The sequence below is a fragment of the Sphingomonas parva (ex Maeng et al. 2020) genome (assembly GCF_004564275.1).
GTDB lineage: Bacteria > Pseudomonadota > Alphaproteobacteria > Sphingomonadales > Sphingomonadaceae > Allosphingosinicella > Allosphingosinicella parva.
In genome coordinates, this window is the sequence record NZ_SPDV01000010.1 from 1 (window position 1) to 17,261 (window position 17,261).

Annotated in this window: 10 protein-coding genes; 4 read left to right on the plus strand and 6 right to left on the minus strand. The window is 70.4% G+C overall.

Features of this window, described 5'->3' with window-relative positions:
- Window positions 1-159: 159 nt before the first annotated feature.
- Window positions 160-2,211, plus strand: coding sequence for a TonB-dependent receptor (locus E2493_RS06720; protein ID WP_225421188.1), 2,052 nt, complete (start codon window positions 160-162; stop codon window positions 2,209-2,211).
- On the opposite strand, the gene E2493_RS06725 is transcribed toward E2493_RS06720, so the two are convergent.
- The 4 genes from E2493_RS06725 to E2493_RS06740 form a co-directional block, all read right to left on the minus strand.
- Window positions 2,212-3,150, minus strand: a complete 939-nt coding sequence (locus tag E2493_RS06725; RefSeq protein ID WP_135085024.1) for a hypothetical protein — start codon at window positions 3,148-3,150, stop codon at window positions 2,212-2,214. It abuts the gene before it with no gap.
- Window positions 3,138-4,382: a cytochrome P450 gene (locus tag E2493_RS06730; RefSeq protein ID WP_135085026.1), complete on the minus strand. Its 1,245-nt coding sequence runs from the start codon at window positions 4,380-4,382 to the stop codon at window positions 3,138-3,140. Before E2493_RS06730 ends, E2493_RS06725 begins: the two co-directional genes overlap by 13 nt.
- 170 nt (window positions 4,383-4,552) lie before the next feature.
- On the minus strand, window positions 4,553-5,092 hold the full coding sequence (locus E2493_RS06735) for a DUF2939 domain-containing protein (RefSeq protein ID WP_135085028.1): 540 nt from the start codon (window positions 5,090-5,092) through the stop codon (window positions 4,553-4,555).
- A 49-nt stretch (window positions 5,093-5,141) separates the two neighbouring features.
- Window positions 5,142-6,095 (minus strand): LysR family transcriptional regulator, encoded by a 954-nt coding sequence (locus E2493_RS06740; RefSeq protein WP_135085030.1) that lies wholly within the window; start codon window positions 6,093-6,095, stop codon window positions 5,142-5,144.
- A 145-nt stretch (window positions 6,096-6,240) separates the two neighbouring features.
- Between E2493_RS06740 and E2493_RS06745 the strand changes: the two genes are divergently transcribed.
- From E2493_RS06745 to ahpF, 3 genes are all read left to right on the plus strand, one after another.
- Window positions 6,241-6,561: a UrcA family protein gene (locus E2493_RS06745; protein WP_167737427.1), complete on the plus strand. Its 321-nt coding sequence runs from the start codon at window positions 6,241-6,243 to the stop codon at window positions 6,559-6,561.
- A 206-nt stretch (window positions 6,562-6,767) separates the two neighbouring features.
- On the plus strand, window positions 6,768-7,331 hold the full coding sequence (ahpC, locus tag E2493_RS06750) for an alkyl hydroperoxide reductase subunit C (protein WP_135085034.1): 564 nt from the start codon (window positions 6,768-6,770) through the stop codon (window positions 7,329-7,331).
- Between the two features lie 138 nt (window positions 7,332-7,469).
- Window positions 7,470-9,047 carry an alkyl hydroperoxide reductase subunit F gene (ahpF, locus tag E2493_RS06755; RefSeq protein WP_135085036.1) on the plus strand — a complete coding sequence of 526 codons (1,578 nt, stop codon included), beginning with the start codon at window positions 7,470-7,472 and terminating at the stop codon, window positions 9,045-9,047.
- A 222-nt stretch (window positions 9,048-9,269) separates the two neighbouring features.
- Here ahpF and pbpC read toward each other — a convergent pair whose 3' ends face one another.
- Together pbpC and E2493_RS06765 are read right to left on the minus strand one after the other, a co-directional pair.
- Window positions 9,270-11,387, minus strand: a complete 2,118-nt coding sequence (gene pbpC, locus E2493_RS06760) for a penicillin-binding protein 1C (RefSeq protein WP_225421189.1) — start codon at window positions 11,385-11,387, stop codon at window positions 9,270-9,272.
- Window positions 11,384-17,161 carry an Ig-like domain-containing alpha-2-macroglobulin family protein gene (locus tag E2493_RS06765; protein ID WP_135085038.1) on the minus strand — a complete coding sequence of 1,926 codons (5,778 nt, stop codon included), beginning with the start codon at window positions 17,159-17,161 and terminating at the stop codon, window positions 11,384-11,386. The genes pbpC and E2493_RS06765 overlap by 4 nt, the downstream gene beginning before the upstream one ends.
- Between the last annotated feature and the right edge of the window lie 100 nt (window positions 17,162-17,261).

The following is a 17,261-nucleotide window of genomic DNA, read 5'->3' on the forward strand; positions in this document are numbered from 1 at the left end:
CCGGGCGGCGGTCGCGGCCGCGGCGGCGGCCGCAGCCAGGGCGCCGGCCAGGGTCAGGGCCGCCGCGAGGCGCGCTGACCGGGCCGCCGCAAGGCACTGGAAGGAGACAGCCCTCTCCCGGCGACGGGAGGGGGCTTTTTCTTGCGCGCCGCCATCGCGATGCTGCTAAGGGCCGCCGCGATGCGCGCCCTCCTCTTCCCGCTCCTGCTCTCCTCGACCGCTGCCCTCGCCCAGGTCGAGGACGAGATCGTCGTCACCGGCCGCGGCCTTGGCGCCGCCGTGGGCGAGGGGGTTTTCGACACGATCGTCATCGATCGCGCCCGGCTGGAGGGATCGGCCTCGAACCGGCTCGAGGACTTGCTGCGCGACGTGCCCGGCTTCCAGCTCTTCCGCCGCTCCGACGCGCGCACCGCCAACCCGACTAGCCAGGGCGCCACGCTGCGCGCGCTCGGCGGCAACGCATCGAGCCGGGCGCTGCTGATCCTCGACGGCGTGCCGCAGACCGATCCGTTCGGCGGCTGGGTCAGCTGGCCGGCCTACGATCCGCAGCGGCTCGGCGAGGTTCGGGTGACGCGGGGCGGCGGCAGCGGCGCCTGGGGCCCGGGCGCGCTCGCCGGCACGATCGAGCTTGCCAGCGCGGATCCGCAGCCCGGCGCGACCGGGCGCCTCGCCTACGGCAGCCGGGACAGCGTCGACGCGCAGCTCGGCCTCGGCCTCGCCGCCTGCGCCGGCTTCCTCACCCTGTCCGGCGCTTATGCGCGCGGCGACGGCTTCGTGCCGGTCGTTGGCGAGGACCGCGGCCCGGTCGACCGCGCCTCGCCCTACGAGCAGGCGAGCCTCGCCGTCCGCGGCGTCGCGCCGCTCGGCCGGAACGTCGAGCTGCAGGCGAGCGGCCTCGCCTTCAGCGACGCGCGCGAGCGCGGCACCGCGTTCAGCGACATCCTCACCAAGGGGGCCGACGCCTCGCTGCGGCTGGTCGGCCCGCGCTGGAGCGCCCTCGCCTACCTCCAGACCCGCGACTTCACCAACAGCTTCGCCAGCGTCGGCGCCGGCCGGGCGACGGTGAGCCGCGCGTCGGAGCAATATTCGGTGCCGTCCACCGGTCTCGGCGCCCGCGGCGAGTGGCGGCCGCGCCTCGGCGCGATCGACCTCCGGCTGGGCGGCGACTGGCGGCAGACCGAAGGGGAGACGAGGGAGCTCTACTCGTTCGTCGCCGGCGCGGCGACCCGCGGCCGGCTCGCCGGCGGGCGCACGGCGACGCTCGGCGGCTTCGCCGAGGCGGCGTGGCGCTCCGACACCGTCACGCTCACCGCCGGCGGCCGACTCGACCGCTGGACGATCAGCGACGGCGCGCTGCACGAGCGCGTTCTCGCGGGCGGTGCGACGCTCACCGACACGCGCTTCGCCGATCGCTCCGGCTGGGAGCCGACCGGACGCGCCGGCCTCGCCTGGCGGCCCGCCGAGACGGTGACCGTGAGGAGCGCCGCCTATCTCGGCTGGCGCCTGCCGACGCTGAACGAGCTCTACCGCCCGTTCCGCGCCGGCACCGACGCGACCGCGGCCAATGCCGAGCTCGCGCCCGAACGGCTGAAGGGCGTCGAGGCCGGCCTCGACTGGCGCCCGAGCGGCGCGCTGCGCCTGTCAGCGACCGCGTTCGCCAACCGCCTCGAGGACGCGATCGCCAACGTGACCCTCGGCCGCGGTCCCGGCACCTTCCCCGTCGTCGGTTTCGTCGCCGCCGGCGGGGAATATCGGCAGCGGCAGAACCTCGACAGGATCGAGGCGCGCGGCATCGAAATCGATGCCAGCGCCCGCCTCGGCGCCTGGAGCCTGGCCGGCGGCTGGTCGTGGGTCGACGCCAAGGTCGGGGCGGACGCCGCCGCGGCGCCGCTGAACGGGCTGCGGCCCGCCCAGACCCCGCGCCACGCTCTCTCCGCCACCCTCGCCTGGGACGGCGGTGTCGGCGGCCGCGCGGCGGCGACCGCGCGCTGGGTCGGCAGCCAGTTCGAGGACGATCTCAACGCGCAGACGCTGCGCGGCGCGTTCACGCTCGACGCATCGGCGTCCTGGCCGCTCTCCAGGCGCCTCTCCCTCGAGGCGCGCGGCGAGAACCTCACCGACGCCCGGATCGAAGCCGGGATCAGTGGCGACGGCGTGGTCGAGCGCGCGACTCCGCGGACGCTGTGGATCGGGCTGCGCTGGAACGGATGATCAGCCGAGAAGCGCCTTCACCACGTCGGTGATCCGCTTCTGCACGCGGCGGGAATGATAATAAGCCGTGTGGGCGAGCGGGGTCGCGCCGGCGAGGCCGCCGAACTTCACCTCGATGTCTTGGGGACGCTGCTCGCTCGCTGGATCGCGCTTCCATCGCGCCAGCTCCTCGGCGTCGAAGCCGCCGGAGAAATAGGCCTCGTACTCGTTCGACAGGGGATAGCCGAGCGGGTCGTTCTTCTCCCAGATGTTCAGCCATAGCGACTCCCTGCCGCCTCCGAGCGCGGCGGGGCGGCGCGGAAGCCGGAGCGGGAGCAGCCGCTGGCGTGCGACGTTGGTGGTCAGCAGCGGCAGGTTGCAGCCGACGAAGACGAGGCCGGACAGCGTCTCGAGCGCCTGGAAGCGAGTGAGCGGGCCGAGCTCCGGAGCGTTTCCGCCGAGGATCCGCTCGGGCGCATGTCTCGCGTCCCAGGCGTAGCAGGAAAGGACATGGCAGCCCATCGAATGGGCGATCGCGAGGACGGGCATGCTCTCGGCAGCCGGGCCGAGCTGGGCCTCGAGCTCGACCAACGCGCCGCGGATCAGCTGCTGGACGATGAAATAGGACGAGCTCTCGTTCATCTCGCCGTAGAGCGGCAGATTGTGGGCGGTGGCATCGGAGAGGAAGGACGACACGAACTCGAACAGTCCGCTCCAGGGAAAGGGCGTCCCCCGCTCCCGGATCAGCGCGTCCTGCCGCCGTTCGAGAGCAGGCGCGCTCCACGTGATCGGACACCATGCGATCCGCTGGAAATCGGCGCCGAGGCGGGATTCGAGCGCCGCGCGGAGCGGCTGATCGAAGCCCTTGCGCTTCATCCTTCCCTGGCCGGAATAGGTGCCGATGCCGTGGAGAACGAGGACGGCAAGGTCCTTGCCGCCGCCCACCGTCAGGCATCCCATCTCAGCGGGAAGTGCTCCGGAACGCCATATTGATAGACGACCGACCCTTCGGCCCTGAGGTTCGGCAGCAGCAGCAGCTGGCGCACGATCTCCGGGATCATGATCGTCGCGATCGCCCGACCGAGGCATTCGTGATGGCCGTAGCCGAGGGTGAAGGTCTGGTACATGGTGCGGCGGGGATCGAAGACGGTCGCATCGGCATAGGCCTCGCCATCGAACATCGCGCTGTGGGTGCAGGCGATGACGGTCGTGCCCGGCTGCACGGTCACCGCATGCGGCGTGCCGCCGGCGAGCTGCGTCGGCGTGTGGCAGGTGCGGAAGAAATAAGGGAAGGCCGGGTTGAAGCGCAAAGCCTCGACCACGTAGCCGTCGAATTCGGTATGATCCGGGTTGGCGGCCGCCGCGCGGGCCCGGGCGAGCATGTCGGGCCGGCGAAGCAGCTCGTCGAGCGCGTTGTTGACCGTCACCGACGTCGTCTCGATCGTGCCGATCAGCAGGCCGCCGGCGTTGAACAGCACCTTCTTCAGCGGGAACTTGACCCCCTTCGAGGCCGAGAGGCGCATCAGCCTGGTCACGGAATCGTTGCGGTTGCGGTGGAGCTTGAGCTGGAGCCAGCGGGCGATCATCACCCGCCCGAGGTAGAGCGCGAGATGGATTCCCGCCTTCTTGCGCTCGGCGACGACATGATCGGGATCGCTGATCACGTCGCGGTCGAACGGCTGGTTGTGGAAGGCGTCGGTCTGGTTCCAATAGGACCAGGTGATCAGCTTCCTGGGATCGCTGCCGGTGAAGCCGAACCGCTCCTGGACGAGCTTGCACGGCACCATACGGGTGAGCTGCTGCGGCGCGTCTATCGCGCCTCGCGCGTCGCGGAGGATCCGCGCCGCCTCCTGGCCGACGAAGCTGCGCAGCTCCGGCAGGTCCTCGAAGTCGAGGATCGACTTCATGATCGACTTGTCCCGCCAGTGATCGGCGGTGTCGTCCTGGGCCATGAAATAGTCGCCCTGCTTGGGCTTGTACAGATCGACGCCAAAATCGTGCCAGCGCTGCAGGACCATCGTGCAATCGGCGTAACGGGTAATGAAGGCGATGTTGTCCGGAAGCTCGAGCACCGGCCGCTCCGCCCTCATCTCGGCGAAGAAAGTCTCGCGCTCGCGCATCATCAGGCGGCGCACCAGCGGCCACTTTTCCGCCGCAGGCGCGGCGTCGATCATGTTCAGGAACTGGCCCACCCGTTTCTCCCCCCATTGAGAAATGTGTCAGTCAAACAATGTGCGAGGCACTGCCTCCGGAATGATCGTCGTCTCTGGTCCTCGCAATCTGACCGGGGGAATCTGCCTCAAGATCGGCGGCGCGCCAAGTCCCCGCGCCGCATGTTGCCTCCAAAGCGGAGGACAGGCGCTCAGCTTCGATCGGCGGCAACCGTCATGCGCTGCGGAAGATCGATCCCGACCAGCTTCCAGCCGAGTCCCTGGCGCTCGAAGACGAGCCCGGACTCGGGCCGGTCGCGTGCGGCGACATGAAAGCGGCTGAAGCCGTCCCGCCGGATTTCGGGCATGCGCGCGCCCGCGCCGCGCTTCGCGCCCGCCCTCTCCCGCTTCTTCTCCGCGGCCAGCTGCGCGAAGGCCTGCTCCATCGCCTTGGGCGAGACCAGCCGGTCGACCATCGGCTCGAGCAGGGCCATGCCGACGGCGAGGCCGAGCTTCCCCTGCGGACTGGGATCCTGCCGCGCCTGCTGGTTGAGCCGCGCCGCGAGCTCGCTTTTCATGTCGGCGCGTAATGACGGGTAATCGACATAGCGGGAGAAGCCCGCCTCGTCGCCGTCGCGGGCGGCATCCATCATCGCCTGGACGGTCCAGGCGGGCGAGAAGGCGTACCAGCCGGCGACGCCGCCGAGGACGAGAAGCAGGACGGCGCCTGCGACGACGAGGTTCTTGCGCATGAAAGCTCCTGCTGCGGAGGCGGAGCCTGATCAGCCTCGGCGGACGCCGTCAAGCGGCCGGGAACATGGTCGCGAGCTCCGCCTCGCGCTGCACGAGCGCTGAGCTGCGCCGCGCCTCCCCTTCCCGCGCGAGGCGCGTCAGGCGATCGGCGAGGAAATCGATCACCGCGCGGACCGGCGGCGAATGACGGAGCCGCTCGTGGGTGAGCAGCCACAGCCCCGTCTCCATGCCGGGCGCGGGCGGAAGGCAGCAGATCAGGTCCGGATCGAGATCGGCGACAAAGCTCGGCAGGGCCGCAAGGCCGATTCCGGAGCGGACGGCGGCGAGCAGGCCGGTGGCACTGTCGTGCTGTATGGCGACCGCCGCCTCGAGCTCGTTCTGCTTCAGCCATTCCTGGTAGACGCGCCAGACGTTGCGGCCGCCGCCGCCGATCAGCGGATGACCCTTCAGCGCGCGCCGGCTTCGCGGCACGCCGTGCGCATCGGCATAGGTGCGGCTGCAATAGATCGTCCAATTGTTGGTCGCGATGCGACGCCCGACCAGGCCGTTGCCCTTCAGCGCCTTGGCCGAACGCAGCGCGACGTCCGCCGCGCCGCCGGCGAGATCGCGGACCTCCTCGCTGGTGTCGAGCTCGACGCGGATCGCAGGATGGGCTTCGTGGAAGTCACGAAGGATCGGGCCAAGCACGGTGACGGCGAACAGCTCCTCCATGGTGACGCGCACCGTTCCGCTGGCGTCGCGGGCATGGCCCGAGGCGGCATCGGAAAGGGCGGTCGCGGCGGCTTCGACGGCGCGGGCATGGCCGAGCAACGCCTCCCCGGCGGGCGTGAGGGCGTAGCCCGCCTGGCGCCGCTCGAACAGGGCGAGGCCGAGCGCCTCCTCGAGCGCCGCGATCCGTCTTGCCACCGTGGTCTGGCTGACGCGCAGCGCCCGGCCCGCCGCGAGCGTGCTGCCGGTCGCGGCGACGGCCAGGAAATGACGCAGGTCGTTCCAGTCGAGCATGGCTTATCCTGCACCTTTCGTGACCCGGCGCATTCTGCACTTTTGCAGAACGACTGCGCAACATCGTTGTTCGTCACCAGCGCCCGATCGGCGTAGAAGGGGATCGAGCCGGCGCCGGCCATTCCGACAGACATGGAGACTGGAGATGAGAAGGTTTCTTCCGCTCGTGAGCCTTGGCGCGTTCATGATCCTCGCCCCGAATGCCGGCTCCGCCGCCCAGGCACAGCAATCGGCGACGGTGTCCTACGCCGACCTCGACCTCAGCCGCCCGGCCGGGACGGCCGAGCTCGACCGGCGGATCGGCGTCGCCGTCCGCAGCCTGTGCGGGACCGCGTCCGCGGCCGACCCGAAGGGCCGGCAGAACATCCGCCGCTGCCGCGCCGACGCCCACTCCGCGGTCGCCCAGCAGCGCGCGCAGGCGATCGCCTCGTCCCGGCAAGAGCCAAATCTCGCCTCGATACGGTGACGGAACGGCGCGCCCGACCGGCTGCGGTCCTCGGCTGCAGCCGGTCCTTGCCATAACGACGGTTCAATCGATAAAGTAAATTACACTCAACCTCTGTGATCGAGCGGATCGATCACCCCCAGCGAGATTCCCCACTTCCCCTGCGGGCGCGGAGCTACCACATGGGCGTCTCCGTTTCACAGCAAAACCCATAGGGAGATCACTTCGTGGGAATCATCGGTAGTTCGCTTAAGCCGTTCACCACCCAGGCGTACAAGGATGGCAAGTTCGTCACGATCAGCGACGAGGACGTGCGTGGCAGCTGGGCCGTCTTCTTCTTCTACCCGGCCGACTTCACCTTCGTCTGCCCGACCGAGCTCGAGGACCTGGCCGACAATTATGCCGAGTTCCAGAAGCTGGGCGTCGAGATCTACAGCGTCTCGACCGACACCCATTTCTCGCACAAGGCGTGGGCCGACACCTCGCCGGCGATCGGCAAGATCAAGTACACGATGCTGGGCGACGCCAGCGGCGTGATCACCAACAATTTCGGCGTGATGCGCGAGGGCCAGGGTCTGGCCGATCGCGGCACCTTCCTGATCGATCCGGACGGCGTGATCCAGTTCGTCGAGATCACGGCCGAGGGCATCGGTCGCAACGCCGCCGAGCTGCTGCGCAAGGTCAAGGCCGCGCAGTACGTCCGCTCGCACCCGGGCGAAGTCTGCCCGGCCAAGTGGGAAGAAGGCGCCGAGACGCTCGCGCCCTCGCTCGACCTCGTCGGCAAGATCTAAGCCGCACAGGTTCAGGACATCCGGGGGCGGCCGCGCCGCCCCCGGCATTCCCTGCCTCAGCGTGATCCACGCCAGCCGGCCGCCGATGGCCGAGCTGCTCACGCTCTCGCACGAACAATCAGTAATCGGAGCTTACCCATGCTGGACGCCAATCTCAGGCAGCAGCTGCAGGCCTATATGGCCAACATCCGCGAGCCGATCGAGCTGGTCATGTCGCTCGACGAGGGCGCCAAGTCGGCCGAGCTCAAGGGCCTGCTGGAAGAGATCGCGTCGCTCTCGGACAAGGTCGACCTCCTCGTCGGCGACGATGCGCGCAAGCCGAGCTTCCTCATCCGCCGCAAGGGCACCGATATCGCCGTGCGCTTCGCCGGCATTCCGATGGGTCATGAGTTCACCTCGCTCGTGCTCGCCCTGCTGCAGGTCGGCGGGCACCCGTCCAAGGCCGCGCAGGAGCTGATCGAGCAGGTCCGCAATCTCGACGGCGATTTCGAGTTCGAGACCTATTTCTCGCTGTCGTGCCAGAACTGCCCCGACGTGGTGCAGGCGCTGAACCTGATGGCGGTGCTCAATCCGCGGATCAAGCACACGGCGATCGACGGCGCCCTGTTCCAGGACGAGGTCTCCGCGCGGAAGGTCATGGCCGTTCCGACCATCTTCCTCAACGGCGAGACCTTCGGCCAGGGCCGGATGGAGCTCGAGCAGATCGTCGCCAGGATCGACACTGCCGCCGAGGCGCGAACCGCCGCCAGGATCGCCGCGAAGGAGCCGTTCGACGTGCTCGTCGTCGGCGGCGGCCCGGCCGGCGCGGCTTCGGCGATCTACGCCGCCCGCAAGGGGATCCGCACCGGCATCGCCGCCGAGCGCTTCGGCGGCCAGGTGCTCGACACGATGGCGATCGAGAACTTCATCTCGGTGCCGCATACCGAGGGGCCGAAGCTCGCCGCCCAGCTCGAGCAGCACGTCAAGGACTATGACGTCGACGTCATGAATCTGCAGCGCGCCGAGACATTGATCCCGGCGCGGACCGAGGGCGGCCTGCACGAGGTGAAGCTGGCGAGCGGCGCCTCGCTGAAGGCGCGGACCGTCATTCTCTCCACCGGCGCCCGCTGGCGGCAGATGAACGTCCCCGGCGAGGACGAATATCGCAACAAGGGCGTCACTTATTGCCCGCATTGCGACGGCCCGCTGTTCAAGGGCAAGCGCGTGGCGGTGATCGGCGGCGGCAACAGCGGCGTCGAGGCGGCGATCGATCTCGCCGGCATCGTCGCCCATGTGACGCTGATCGAATACGACAGCCAACTTCGCGCCGACGCGGTGCTGCAGCGCAAGCTGGCCAGCCTGCCGAACGTCAAGGTGATCACCTCGGCGCTGACCACCGAGGTGCGTGGCGACGGGGAGAAGCTGACCAGCCTCACCTACAAGGACCGGAACCACGACACCGTCCACGAGATCGCGCTCGAGGGTATCTTCGTGCAGATCGGCCTGGTGCCGAACACCGAGTGGCTGAAGGACGCGATCGCGCTCAGCAATCGCGGCGAGATCGAGGTCGATCATCGCGGCGAGACCTCGCAGCGCGGCATCTTCGCCGCCGGCGACTGCACGACCGTGCCCTACAAGCAGATCGTCATCGCGATGGGCGAAGGTTCGAAGGCGGCGCTCTCCGCCTTCGATTATCTGATCCGGCTCCCTGCGGAGCAGGACACGCTCGCCGCCTGACGGCGGGCGTCACCAGTACGGTAGCGTAAGCGTATGACCGCCGGCGCGGGGAGACCCGCTCCGGCGGTTTTCCGTCCGGGTTCCGTCGCCGCGGCGGAGGCCTGGGCCTCAAAGCGACAATAGCGGAGGCGCCTTTGGCGCGCTCCATTCCCCTCTCGCCCACTCTCGCCGGGACCCCGGCTTCCGCCGGGGTGACGATTAGGGTTTAGGAGAACATGAGACTCACCGAACGGTGAAGACGCTGCGGTCGAGCACCTTTCCCTCGGCCGAGACCAGGGCGAGGCGGTGGAAGCCCGGGGCCGGCAGCACCATCCGCCCCTCCCGCGCCGCGCCGATGTCGCGGCCGTCGAGGGTCAGCCGCTCACCCCCGGTCGCGCCCGAAGCGAGGAAGCGGATGCGCTGGAGGTGGCGCGGAATGTCCGGATCCAGCGCATAGACGGCGCCCGCCGCCGGATTGGCGATGCGCGGCCGGCGCGCTGCGGCGGGCGCGCTGCCGATCGTCGCCTGGCCGGTTCCCGCGAGGAAATATTCGGCGCGCGGTGCCTCCACGCCCTCGGCATAGACGATGTCGCGCAGCTCGATCCCGCGGGGCCGTTCCGGCGGGACGCCGGGATGGCTGCGGTGCAGCGCCAGCATCAGCTCGCGCCAGACCGGGGCTGCGCCGCTGGTCCCGGAGACCCGGACCATCGGATCGCCTTCGGAATTGCCGATCCACACGGCGACGGTGAAGCGATCGGTGAAGCCGATGCACCAATTGTCCCGCATCGCCTTGGAGGTGCCGGTCTTCGCCGCCGCCCAGAAGGGCAGGCGCAAGGCGGAGTCGAGGCCGAAGGTCACCGCCCGGGCGTCGGCATCGGCCAGCATGTCGGCGACGATCCAGGCGGCGACCGGATCGGCAACCGGTTTCGGGGTGGCGGGCGGCTCGCCCAGGCGCAGCCGCAGCGGCCGGTAGCGGCCGCCCTCGGCCAGTGCCCGATAGGCGGCGGCCTGCTGGAGAAGGGTGACCTCCGCCGATCCGAGCGCAAGGCTGTAGCCGTAATAATCGCCGTCCTCGGTGAGGCCGCGATAGCCGAGGTCCCACAATCGGTCGCGGAAGGATTCGACGCCGGTGAGGAGCAGGGTGCGCACCGCCGGGACGTTGAGCGACGCGGCAAGCGCGGTGCGGACGCTCACGGGGCCCCGGAAGCTGCGATCGTAATCGCGCGGCACGTAGAGGCCTGAGGCCGTGTCGAGCTGGACCGGACTGTCGTCGAGGATCGACCCGGCGGTGAGATAGCCGCGCTCTATCGCCTGGCCGTAGAGGAACGGTTTCAGCGTCGATCCGGCCTGGCGCGGCGCATTGGCATTGTCGACCGCCGGCGCGGTCGAGCCGCCGCCGACGCCGCCGACATAGGCGAGCACCTCGGCGGTGCGATTGTCGACGACGACCACCGCACCGTCGCGCGCCCGGTCGCTGCCGAGGCCGATCAGCTGGCGCCGCAGCGCGGCCGCCGCAAACGTCTGCACCTGGGGGTCGATGGTTGTCCTGAACGTCTCTCCCGGCTTCCTGAGCAGACGGTAAGCGAGATGCGGGGCGAGCCCTGGATCGTCGGCGAGACGGCGCCCGGGGCCGGTCATCGCCTCGGCCTGTGCGATCAGGCTCGTGCAATCGGAGATCGCCGCAGTGCGACAGGCGCGGCGCGCGACGGCGGCCGGCGCGGCGCGGGGCGCCGGCAGCAGGGCGGCGAGGAGGAGGGCGTCGTCGCGGCCGAGCGCGTCGGGCGCGCGTCCGAGCAGCGCGCGCGCCACGGCGCCGATCCCCTGGGTCTCGCCGCGGAAGCTGGCGAGGTTGAGATAGGCTTCGAGGATCTCGTCCTTGCTCCATCGCGCTTCGATCGCGCGGGCGGCGCGCGCCTGCCGGACCTTGTCGGCGAACGAGCGCGCGCCGGGGCCGCCGAGCCCGGGGTCGAGGAAGCCGGCGAGCTGCATGGTGATCGTGCTGGCGCCGCGCGCCCGCCGGCCGTGGAGAGCCGTCCAGGCCGAGCCGCCGAACGCGCGCCAATCGACCCCGCCGTGGTGCTCGAACTGGCGGTCCTCCGACGCGATCACCGCCTCGCGAAGCGCCGGCGCAACACGATCGATCGGCACCCAGCCGAGCCGGCGAACCTTGAAATCGACCCGAACGGTCTCGAGCAGCCGCCCGTCCCGTGCCCGCAGCCAGGCTTCGCTGGCCCGCCAATCACCGCGAACCTGATCGTAGGAGGGCAGATCCGGCGGTCGCGTCCACGCTTCGAGGCCGCCGAAGCCGAGCAGCAGCGCGGCGCCGCACAGGAACGGCCGGCGGCGCAGCCAGAGGATCACGGCGCCACTACCAGCGGCCGGTTCGGCAGAGCGGCGTGGATCTCCGGCGAGTACATTGCCTCCACCCTTGTGGGCGGAAGCAGGAAACGGCCGCTGGCATTGACCCGGACGACATATTCGATCGCCGTCCGGCCCTGCGGCATCCAGCCGAAATAGGCTCGCCAGGCATCGTTCGAACGCTCGATATAGCTCGGCCAGACGCCGCTGCCGCCGCTCGCCCGCCCGGCGAGCAGCGCCGACTGGGCGCCGCCGCCGCTGACGATCGAGGCGCCGGCGGGGATCGGATCCTCCACCACCACCCAGGTGCGGTCGACCGGCGCCTCGACTTCGATGCGAACCTTCAGCACGTCGCCGGCGCTGAGCGCGTCGCCGCGCTTACGCTCGAGGAAGCTCACCTGCCGCGTCATGCGGTAGCCGGAGAAAGCCGGCTGGGTCAGCGGCACGGCGGCCCGCACGGCGATCGTCGCCCAGGGCGGCGGCGCGGTGCTGTGCGAAAGGATCAGCGGCGTCGCGCGCGAGGGCAGCGCGAAGACCATCGGCTCGGGGCGCGCCGGCGCCCTGCCCGTCCGGCTGACCGACCAGCCGCGGGTCAGCGTCTCGCCGCCGAGCCGCCCGATGGTGATGCCGGAGGCGGCGCGCGGATACGCGGCGTCGAACCGCCGGGCCGCGACGCTCCCCCAGGCATTGGCCGGAGTCGTGTCCCAATGGCCGCGCTGCTGGCGAAGTGCGACGCCGATCATCATCCGCGGCGCATCCGCTTCCCAGCCGCGGCGGCCGATCGCGGCGAGCACGGCCTTCAGCGCCATCTCGTCGTCGCTGACCATCATCCACCAAGGCGCACGGGCCTTGTCGACAATGTCGAGCCGCGTGCCCTCGTAGACGATGCGGCTGCGCAGCGCCGCTTCCGCGGCCGCACGGCGCTGGGCGGAGGCGCCCTTCACCCGATCGAGCGTCACCAGCCAGTCGGCGAGCATCGCCGTCGGCATGTCGGCAACCGGCATCGCCGAGCGCTCGACCATCGCCGGGGTCGCGGCGCCGTTGCGGGCGAGCGCCGCCAGCGCCTGCAGACGCAGCAGCCGCATGTCGGAGGGGCCTTCATCGTCGTCGGTGAGGCGGCCGTCGACGACCGCCTCCAGCGCCTCGAGCAGCCGCTTCTCGCTCTCCTCCGGCCAATCGTAGCCGGCTTCGGCGGTGATCGACATCGCGTAGGCGGTGAGCGCGATCGAGCCGGGCATCGACTCGCCGGGCCAGTAGCGCAGCAGCCCGCGCCGCGAGATATAGGCCGGAAGCTCGCTGGTCTGCCGCGCCCACATTTCCGCGTCGTCGAGCGCGATGGCGCGGGACAGGCGCTGCTCGAAGCAGGTGTAGGGATAGACGCTCATATAGGCGCGGACGCCGGCAAGCGACGGCGACGGGCTGTCGCTCAGCGCCACCTCGATGCTGCCGCGGCCGGGAAGCGCGCCGGACGGCGGCACCACCTGGAACGGCGCGGGGCCGATACGCAGGAAGGTCGCCGCCCAGGTTTCCACCGGTACGGCCGGCACCACCTGCTCGTCGACCTGGAGCCGGTCGACGGCGCCGCCGTCGGCCGACCGGGCCGAGACCGTCCAGCGCAGCTGCTCGACATTGTCGGGCGCCGTGAGCCGCCAGGTCACCGGCACCGCGCCGCCCGCGGGGACGTTCACCGTCTGGGCGCCGCTGGCGAGCCGGGCGCCCGCGACCTCGGCGGAGACGGTGACTTCCATCGCCCGATCGGTCCCGTTGCGCAGGGTGAAGGTGGCGCCGAACTCGTCGCCCGAGCGGACCAGGGGCGGCAGGCCCGCATAGAGGGTGAGATCCTGCACCGTGCGGATCGCGGCGCTGCCGGTGCCGAACAAGTCCCCGCCCGCGGTGGCCACTGCCACCAGGCGATAGGACGAAAGCGTGTCGGCGAGCGGCACGTCGATCGACGCCCTCCCGTCGGAATCGAGCTGCACCCGGCCGCGCCAGAGCAGCACCGGCCGAAAGTCGGTGCGGACAAGATCGGTCAGATCGCCGCCGCCCCCGCCGCCGGCCGCGACCGCCTTGCGGCCGTAGTGACGCTTGCCGACCACCTGCATCTGAGCGGTCGAGGTGACGACGGAAAGCGGCCTTTCGCCCATCATCCCGTCGAGCAGCTGCCAGCTCTGGTTGGGAGAGAGGGTGAGCAATGCCTCGTCGACCGCGGCGAAGGCGATCTCGGCCGAGACGGGCGGCTTGCCGTCGGGGCCCAGCACCTGGACGGCGGCACGGGCCGTGTCGCGCACCTGGTAGCGCTCCCTGTCGGGGCGGACCGCGACCTTGAGCGCATGTCCTTCCCAGCCCACCTTCACGCGCGTGATGCCGATCCGGTAGCTCGGCTTGGCAAGATCTACCAGGGCAGTGGGATTGGCGATCTGCTTGACCAGCGGGATGTTCCATTCCTGGGCGAGCTCGGCCAGCCAGACCCTCCAGCTCGAGACGCGACCGCGCACCGCCATCACCGAGATGTAGACGTCGGGCGCGTAGCCGCCGGGGAGCGGCACCTCGATCACCGGCTCCTTGCCGGACAGCTTCGTCACGAAGGAGGAGAGAACGCCCTCCCGCTCCACCGTCACCAGGGCGGTCGCCTTGCGGAAGGGCATGCGGACCTGGACCCGGGCCTTGCCGCCGGCCGGATACGCCTTGGCGTCGGCAATGACGTCCATGCGATCGCCGTTGTCGCCGCCGAACCACCAGTCGTCCTCGCCCGCCAGGTAGATGGAGGTCACCGCCCGGGCCTCGTTGCCGGCGGAATCCGCCGTCGTGGCGATGGCGATCACCTCGCCCGAGACGCCCGGATCGAGCCGGCAGAGCAGGAGGCCGTTGCGGTCGCTCGTCCCGCTGCATTCCGCCGCGATCCGCTTCGTTTCGACGACATTGTCATAGGCATAGAAGCCGCCGATCAGCCGGCGGCGCGCCGACAGGATCTCGCGGGTGTAGAGCGCGACCTTCACCGCCTGTCCCCGGATCGGTTTCCCGTCGAGGCCGAGCGCGACGACCTTCAGCCGCATGTCGCCGGCCCGCTGCAGCCAGCCGTCCGGCTGAATGCCGAGGCGGACGGACGAGGCGTAGACCGGTATCCGGGTCGAGGCCGTCAGAGTCTCGCCATTGGCGTCGGCATAATCCATCTCGACGATCAGCCGGGCGTCGTCGTCGAGACCGGGAACGGCGATCGGGGTGCGCAGCGCGCCATTGGCATCGAGGGCGAGCGGAATGGTGGATGCGTCGGGCAGCTCCGGCTCGCCGCCATCGCTGCCGTCCTCGTCGAGCGGCACGACGCCCTCGACGACGCGGCGCCCCCCGAAGCTCCAGTCCTCCCAGCCGTCGGGGCTGTCGGCGAAGGCATCCCAGGCGGTGCGCAGCTTCACCGCCTGCCCGGCGGCGCCGCCGCCCGAGAGGAAGCCGACATAGAGATCGAGCGGGACCTGCTTCGGGCGGACGAGCTGCCCCTTGGGGCCGCTGACCGCGGCGCGCATCGTCGGCAGCCGGTACTCCTCCACGCGGAAGGATTGGGCGGTGTAGATCGTCCTGCTCTCGTCGGGCCGGTCCTCTTCCTCCGCTCCCGGCGCGCGCGGCGCGCGCAGCTTGACCGTGATGTCGTAATCGCCGGCAGGGCTGCCCTTGGGAGGAGTCCATTCGCTGAGTCCGATGCCGCCCTCGTCGAGCGACAGAGGCAGCTCGTAGCTGGTCGGCGAGCCGCGATGCTGCAGCACCAGGGTGCCGGCCAGCGTTCCTCCCGAGCGGAAGCCGGTCGGCGTCGGCATGCGATAGACGTGCTTCATGTGCACCGTCTCGCCGGCGCGAAGCAGGGTCCGATCGAGCACCGAGTGGAAGATCGGCTCGGGCTCGGACCAGCCGTAAGGAAGGTCGAAGTCCCACGGCGCGATGCCGTTGCTCCAGTCCGTCATGGTGAAGGAAAAGTCGCCGGCCTTGCGGGCGGAGACCATCAGGGGCGGCGCCTCGTCGCCGCGATTGTCGCAGCGGCTGCCGCTGGACGGCGGCGGCAGTCCAGCCGGGATCGGCAGGCGACCCTGCTTGTCGGTGGTGCCGGCGGCGAGCTGCGCGCCGGTGCAGCTGTCGGTCACCTGCACCGCCGCCCCTGCAACGGGCTTGCCCTCGCTGAGCGAGGTCACCCAGGCAAGCGATCCGGCGCGACCCCATTTGAAGTGGACGGTCATATCGGTGACCAGGGCCGCGGCGCTGACGTAGCGCGTGGCCGGCCTGCCGAGCAGGGCTCGGCCGAGCTCGGGGCTGGCGAGCTCGACGACGTAGAAGCCGGGCTTGCCGAGCGGAATGCCGATCACCTCGAACTCGCGGCCGCGGCCCGGCAGCGCGAGACGCATGTCTCGGCCTTGCTCGGCACCGTCGAGGATCGATCGGGTTCCGGTGTAGTTGACGGGTTTGGGCGCCTCCTCCGTGCCTTCGTCGCGGATGTCGTCTTCCTGTGCCTTGGCGACGCGGCGGACCCAGGAGGCGATCTCGCCGTCGGCGGCGTCGATCCGCGCCGTCTCGCCTCCGATCGCGACCAACTTCTGGGCAAGGTCGGGCTCGACGCCGCGCACCGTGACCGGGAGCACGCCGCCTTCCTTCGCCTCGAGGATTCCGAACGGGGCCGCGAACTTCACCAGCGGCGGAGTCGCGGCGACGGCGAATTCGAGCGGAAAGCGCCTGGCGTTGGCGAGCGACCGCCCGCTTTCGTCACGCAGGTCGGCCGGGATCAGCACGCGAGCGGTGATCGCCGGGGGCAGCGGCGGCTTGAACGCGATTTCGGAGAGGGTCTGCTCGCGCCCGGTATCGGTCGGCGCAAGCGGCGCGCTGGCGCCGACGTCGAGGCGCAGGGCGAGCGCCTGCGCGCGCGGCACCGGCGCGGTGAACTGGACGCGTATCGGCTCGATCGGATTGCAGCCGGCGGTGGCGTTGACCCGGTTGCAGACCAGGCGGGCGGTGAAGTCGCGGCGGACCTCGAAGTCGAAACGCCGTTCCTCACCGACCGTTCGGCCGCCCGGAGAGCGCACGTTCTTGCCCCAGACGATCGCCATGTCGCGGCCCGGCGGCAGCGGCCTTCGGCATTTCAGCGCGACGATATCGGCGAGCGCGGCGGCACGCTCGCGCTCCCCTTCCGGCAACGGGCTCGGCAGGCCCGCCTCGGAGAGGAACTGGTCGCGGGTCCAGCGACCGCCTTTGGCGGAAAGGATCGCCTCCACCGTCGCGGCGGGAAGCACGTCGAGCGGGATCCGCTCACCGATGCCGTCGACCGCGCAATAAGCGTGCGCGGCGATCGAGGCGCGCTCCACGGGTGCGTTGAGCGCGGCGAGGAAGACCTGGTCCTCCTCGATTGCGCCGGAGCCGCGCGGCAGCATCGCCCGCGGGTAGGGCCCGCCGCTGTCGATGATGAACGACTGGGTACCGCCGACCGCGCGGCCGGAGAGGGTCTCGAGATCCTCGTCCAGCGTCGCCGTGCAGGTCATGTTCCCGGGCAGCGGCCTGGCGAACTCCCAGACGAAGGTCGCGGGATCGACCCAGCGGCCCTTGCCGTCGACCTTGCATTCCATCGCGATCGGCGCGCGGCGAGTCTCGCCGAGCGGCACCATCGCTTCCGAGAAGCGCAAGGTGAAGCGGGTGATCGCGCTGCCGTCCGTGCCGGGTGTGGCAGCGACCACCGAGGGCGGCGTGTCGGCCGAAGCCGTGATCGGGAGCAACGCCAACAAAGCACCGACCGCGAGCCAGCCACGCATGCGCAACCCTCCTGGGATGGGCAGGAGAATGCATGAGATCACTCGCGCCGTCCAGCGACGAAACGTTCTTTTTCAGCGATGAGCTGAGCAGTGTGCCCGC

What these genes read in the sequence shown, in the direction of transcription:
- E2493_RS06720 (WP_225421188.1), top strand. Translation starts at nt 160, where the DNA reads ATGCTGCTAAGGGCCGCCGCGATGCGCGCCCTCCTCTTCCCGCTCCTG.
- E2493_RS06725 (WP_135085024.1), bottom strand. Translation starts at nt 3,150, where the DNA reads ATGGGATGCCTGACGGTGGGCGGCGGCAAGGACCTTGCCGTCCTCGTT.
- E2493_RS06735 (WP_135085028.1), bottom strand. Translation starts at nt 5,092, where the DNA reads ATGCGCAAGAACCTCGTCGTCGCAGGCGCCGTCCTGCTTCTCGTCCTC.
- E2493_RS06740 (WP_135085030.1), bottom strand. Translation starts at nt 6,095, where the DNA reads ATGCTCGACTGGAACGACCTGCGTCATTTCCTGGCCGTCGCCGCGACC.
- E2493_RS06745 (WP_167737427.1), top strand. Translation starts at nt 6,241, where the DNA reads ATGAGAAGGTTTCTTCCGCTCGTGAGCCTTGGCGCGTTCATGATCCTC.
- ahpF (WP_135085036.1), top strand. Translation starts at nt 7,470, where the DNA reads ATGCTGGACGCCAATCTCAGGCAGCAGCTGCAGGCCTATATGGCCAAC.
- E2493_RS06765 (WP_135085038.1), bottom strand. Translation starts at nt 17,161, where the DNA reads ATGCGTGGCTGGCTCGCGGTCGGTGCTTTGTTGGCGTTGCTCCCGATC.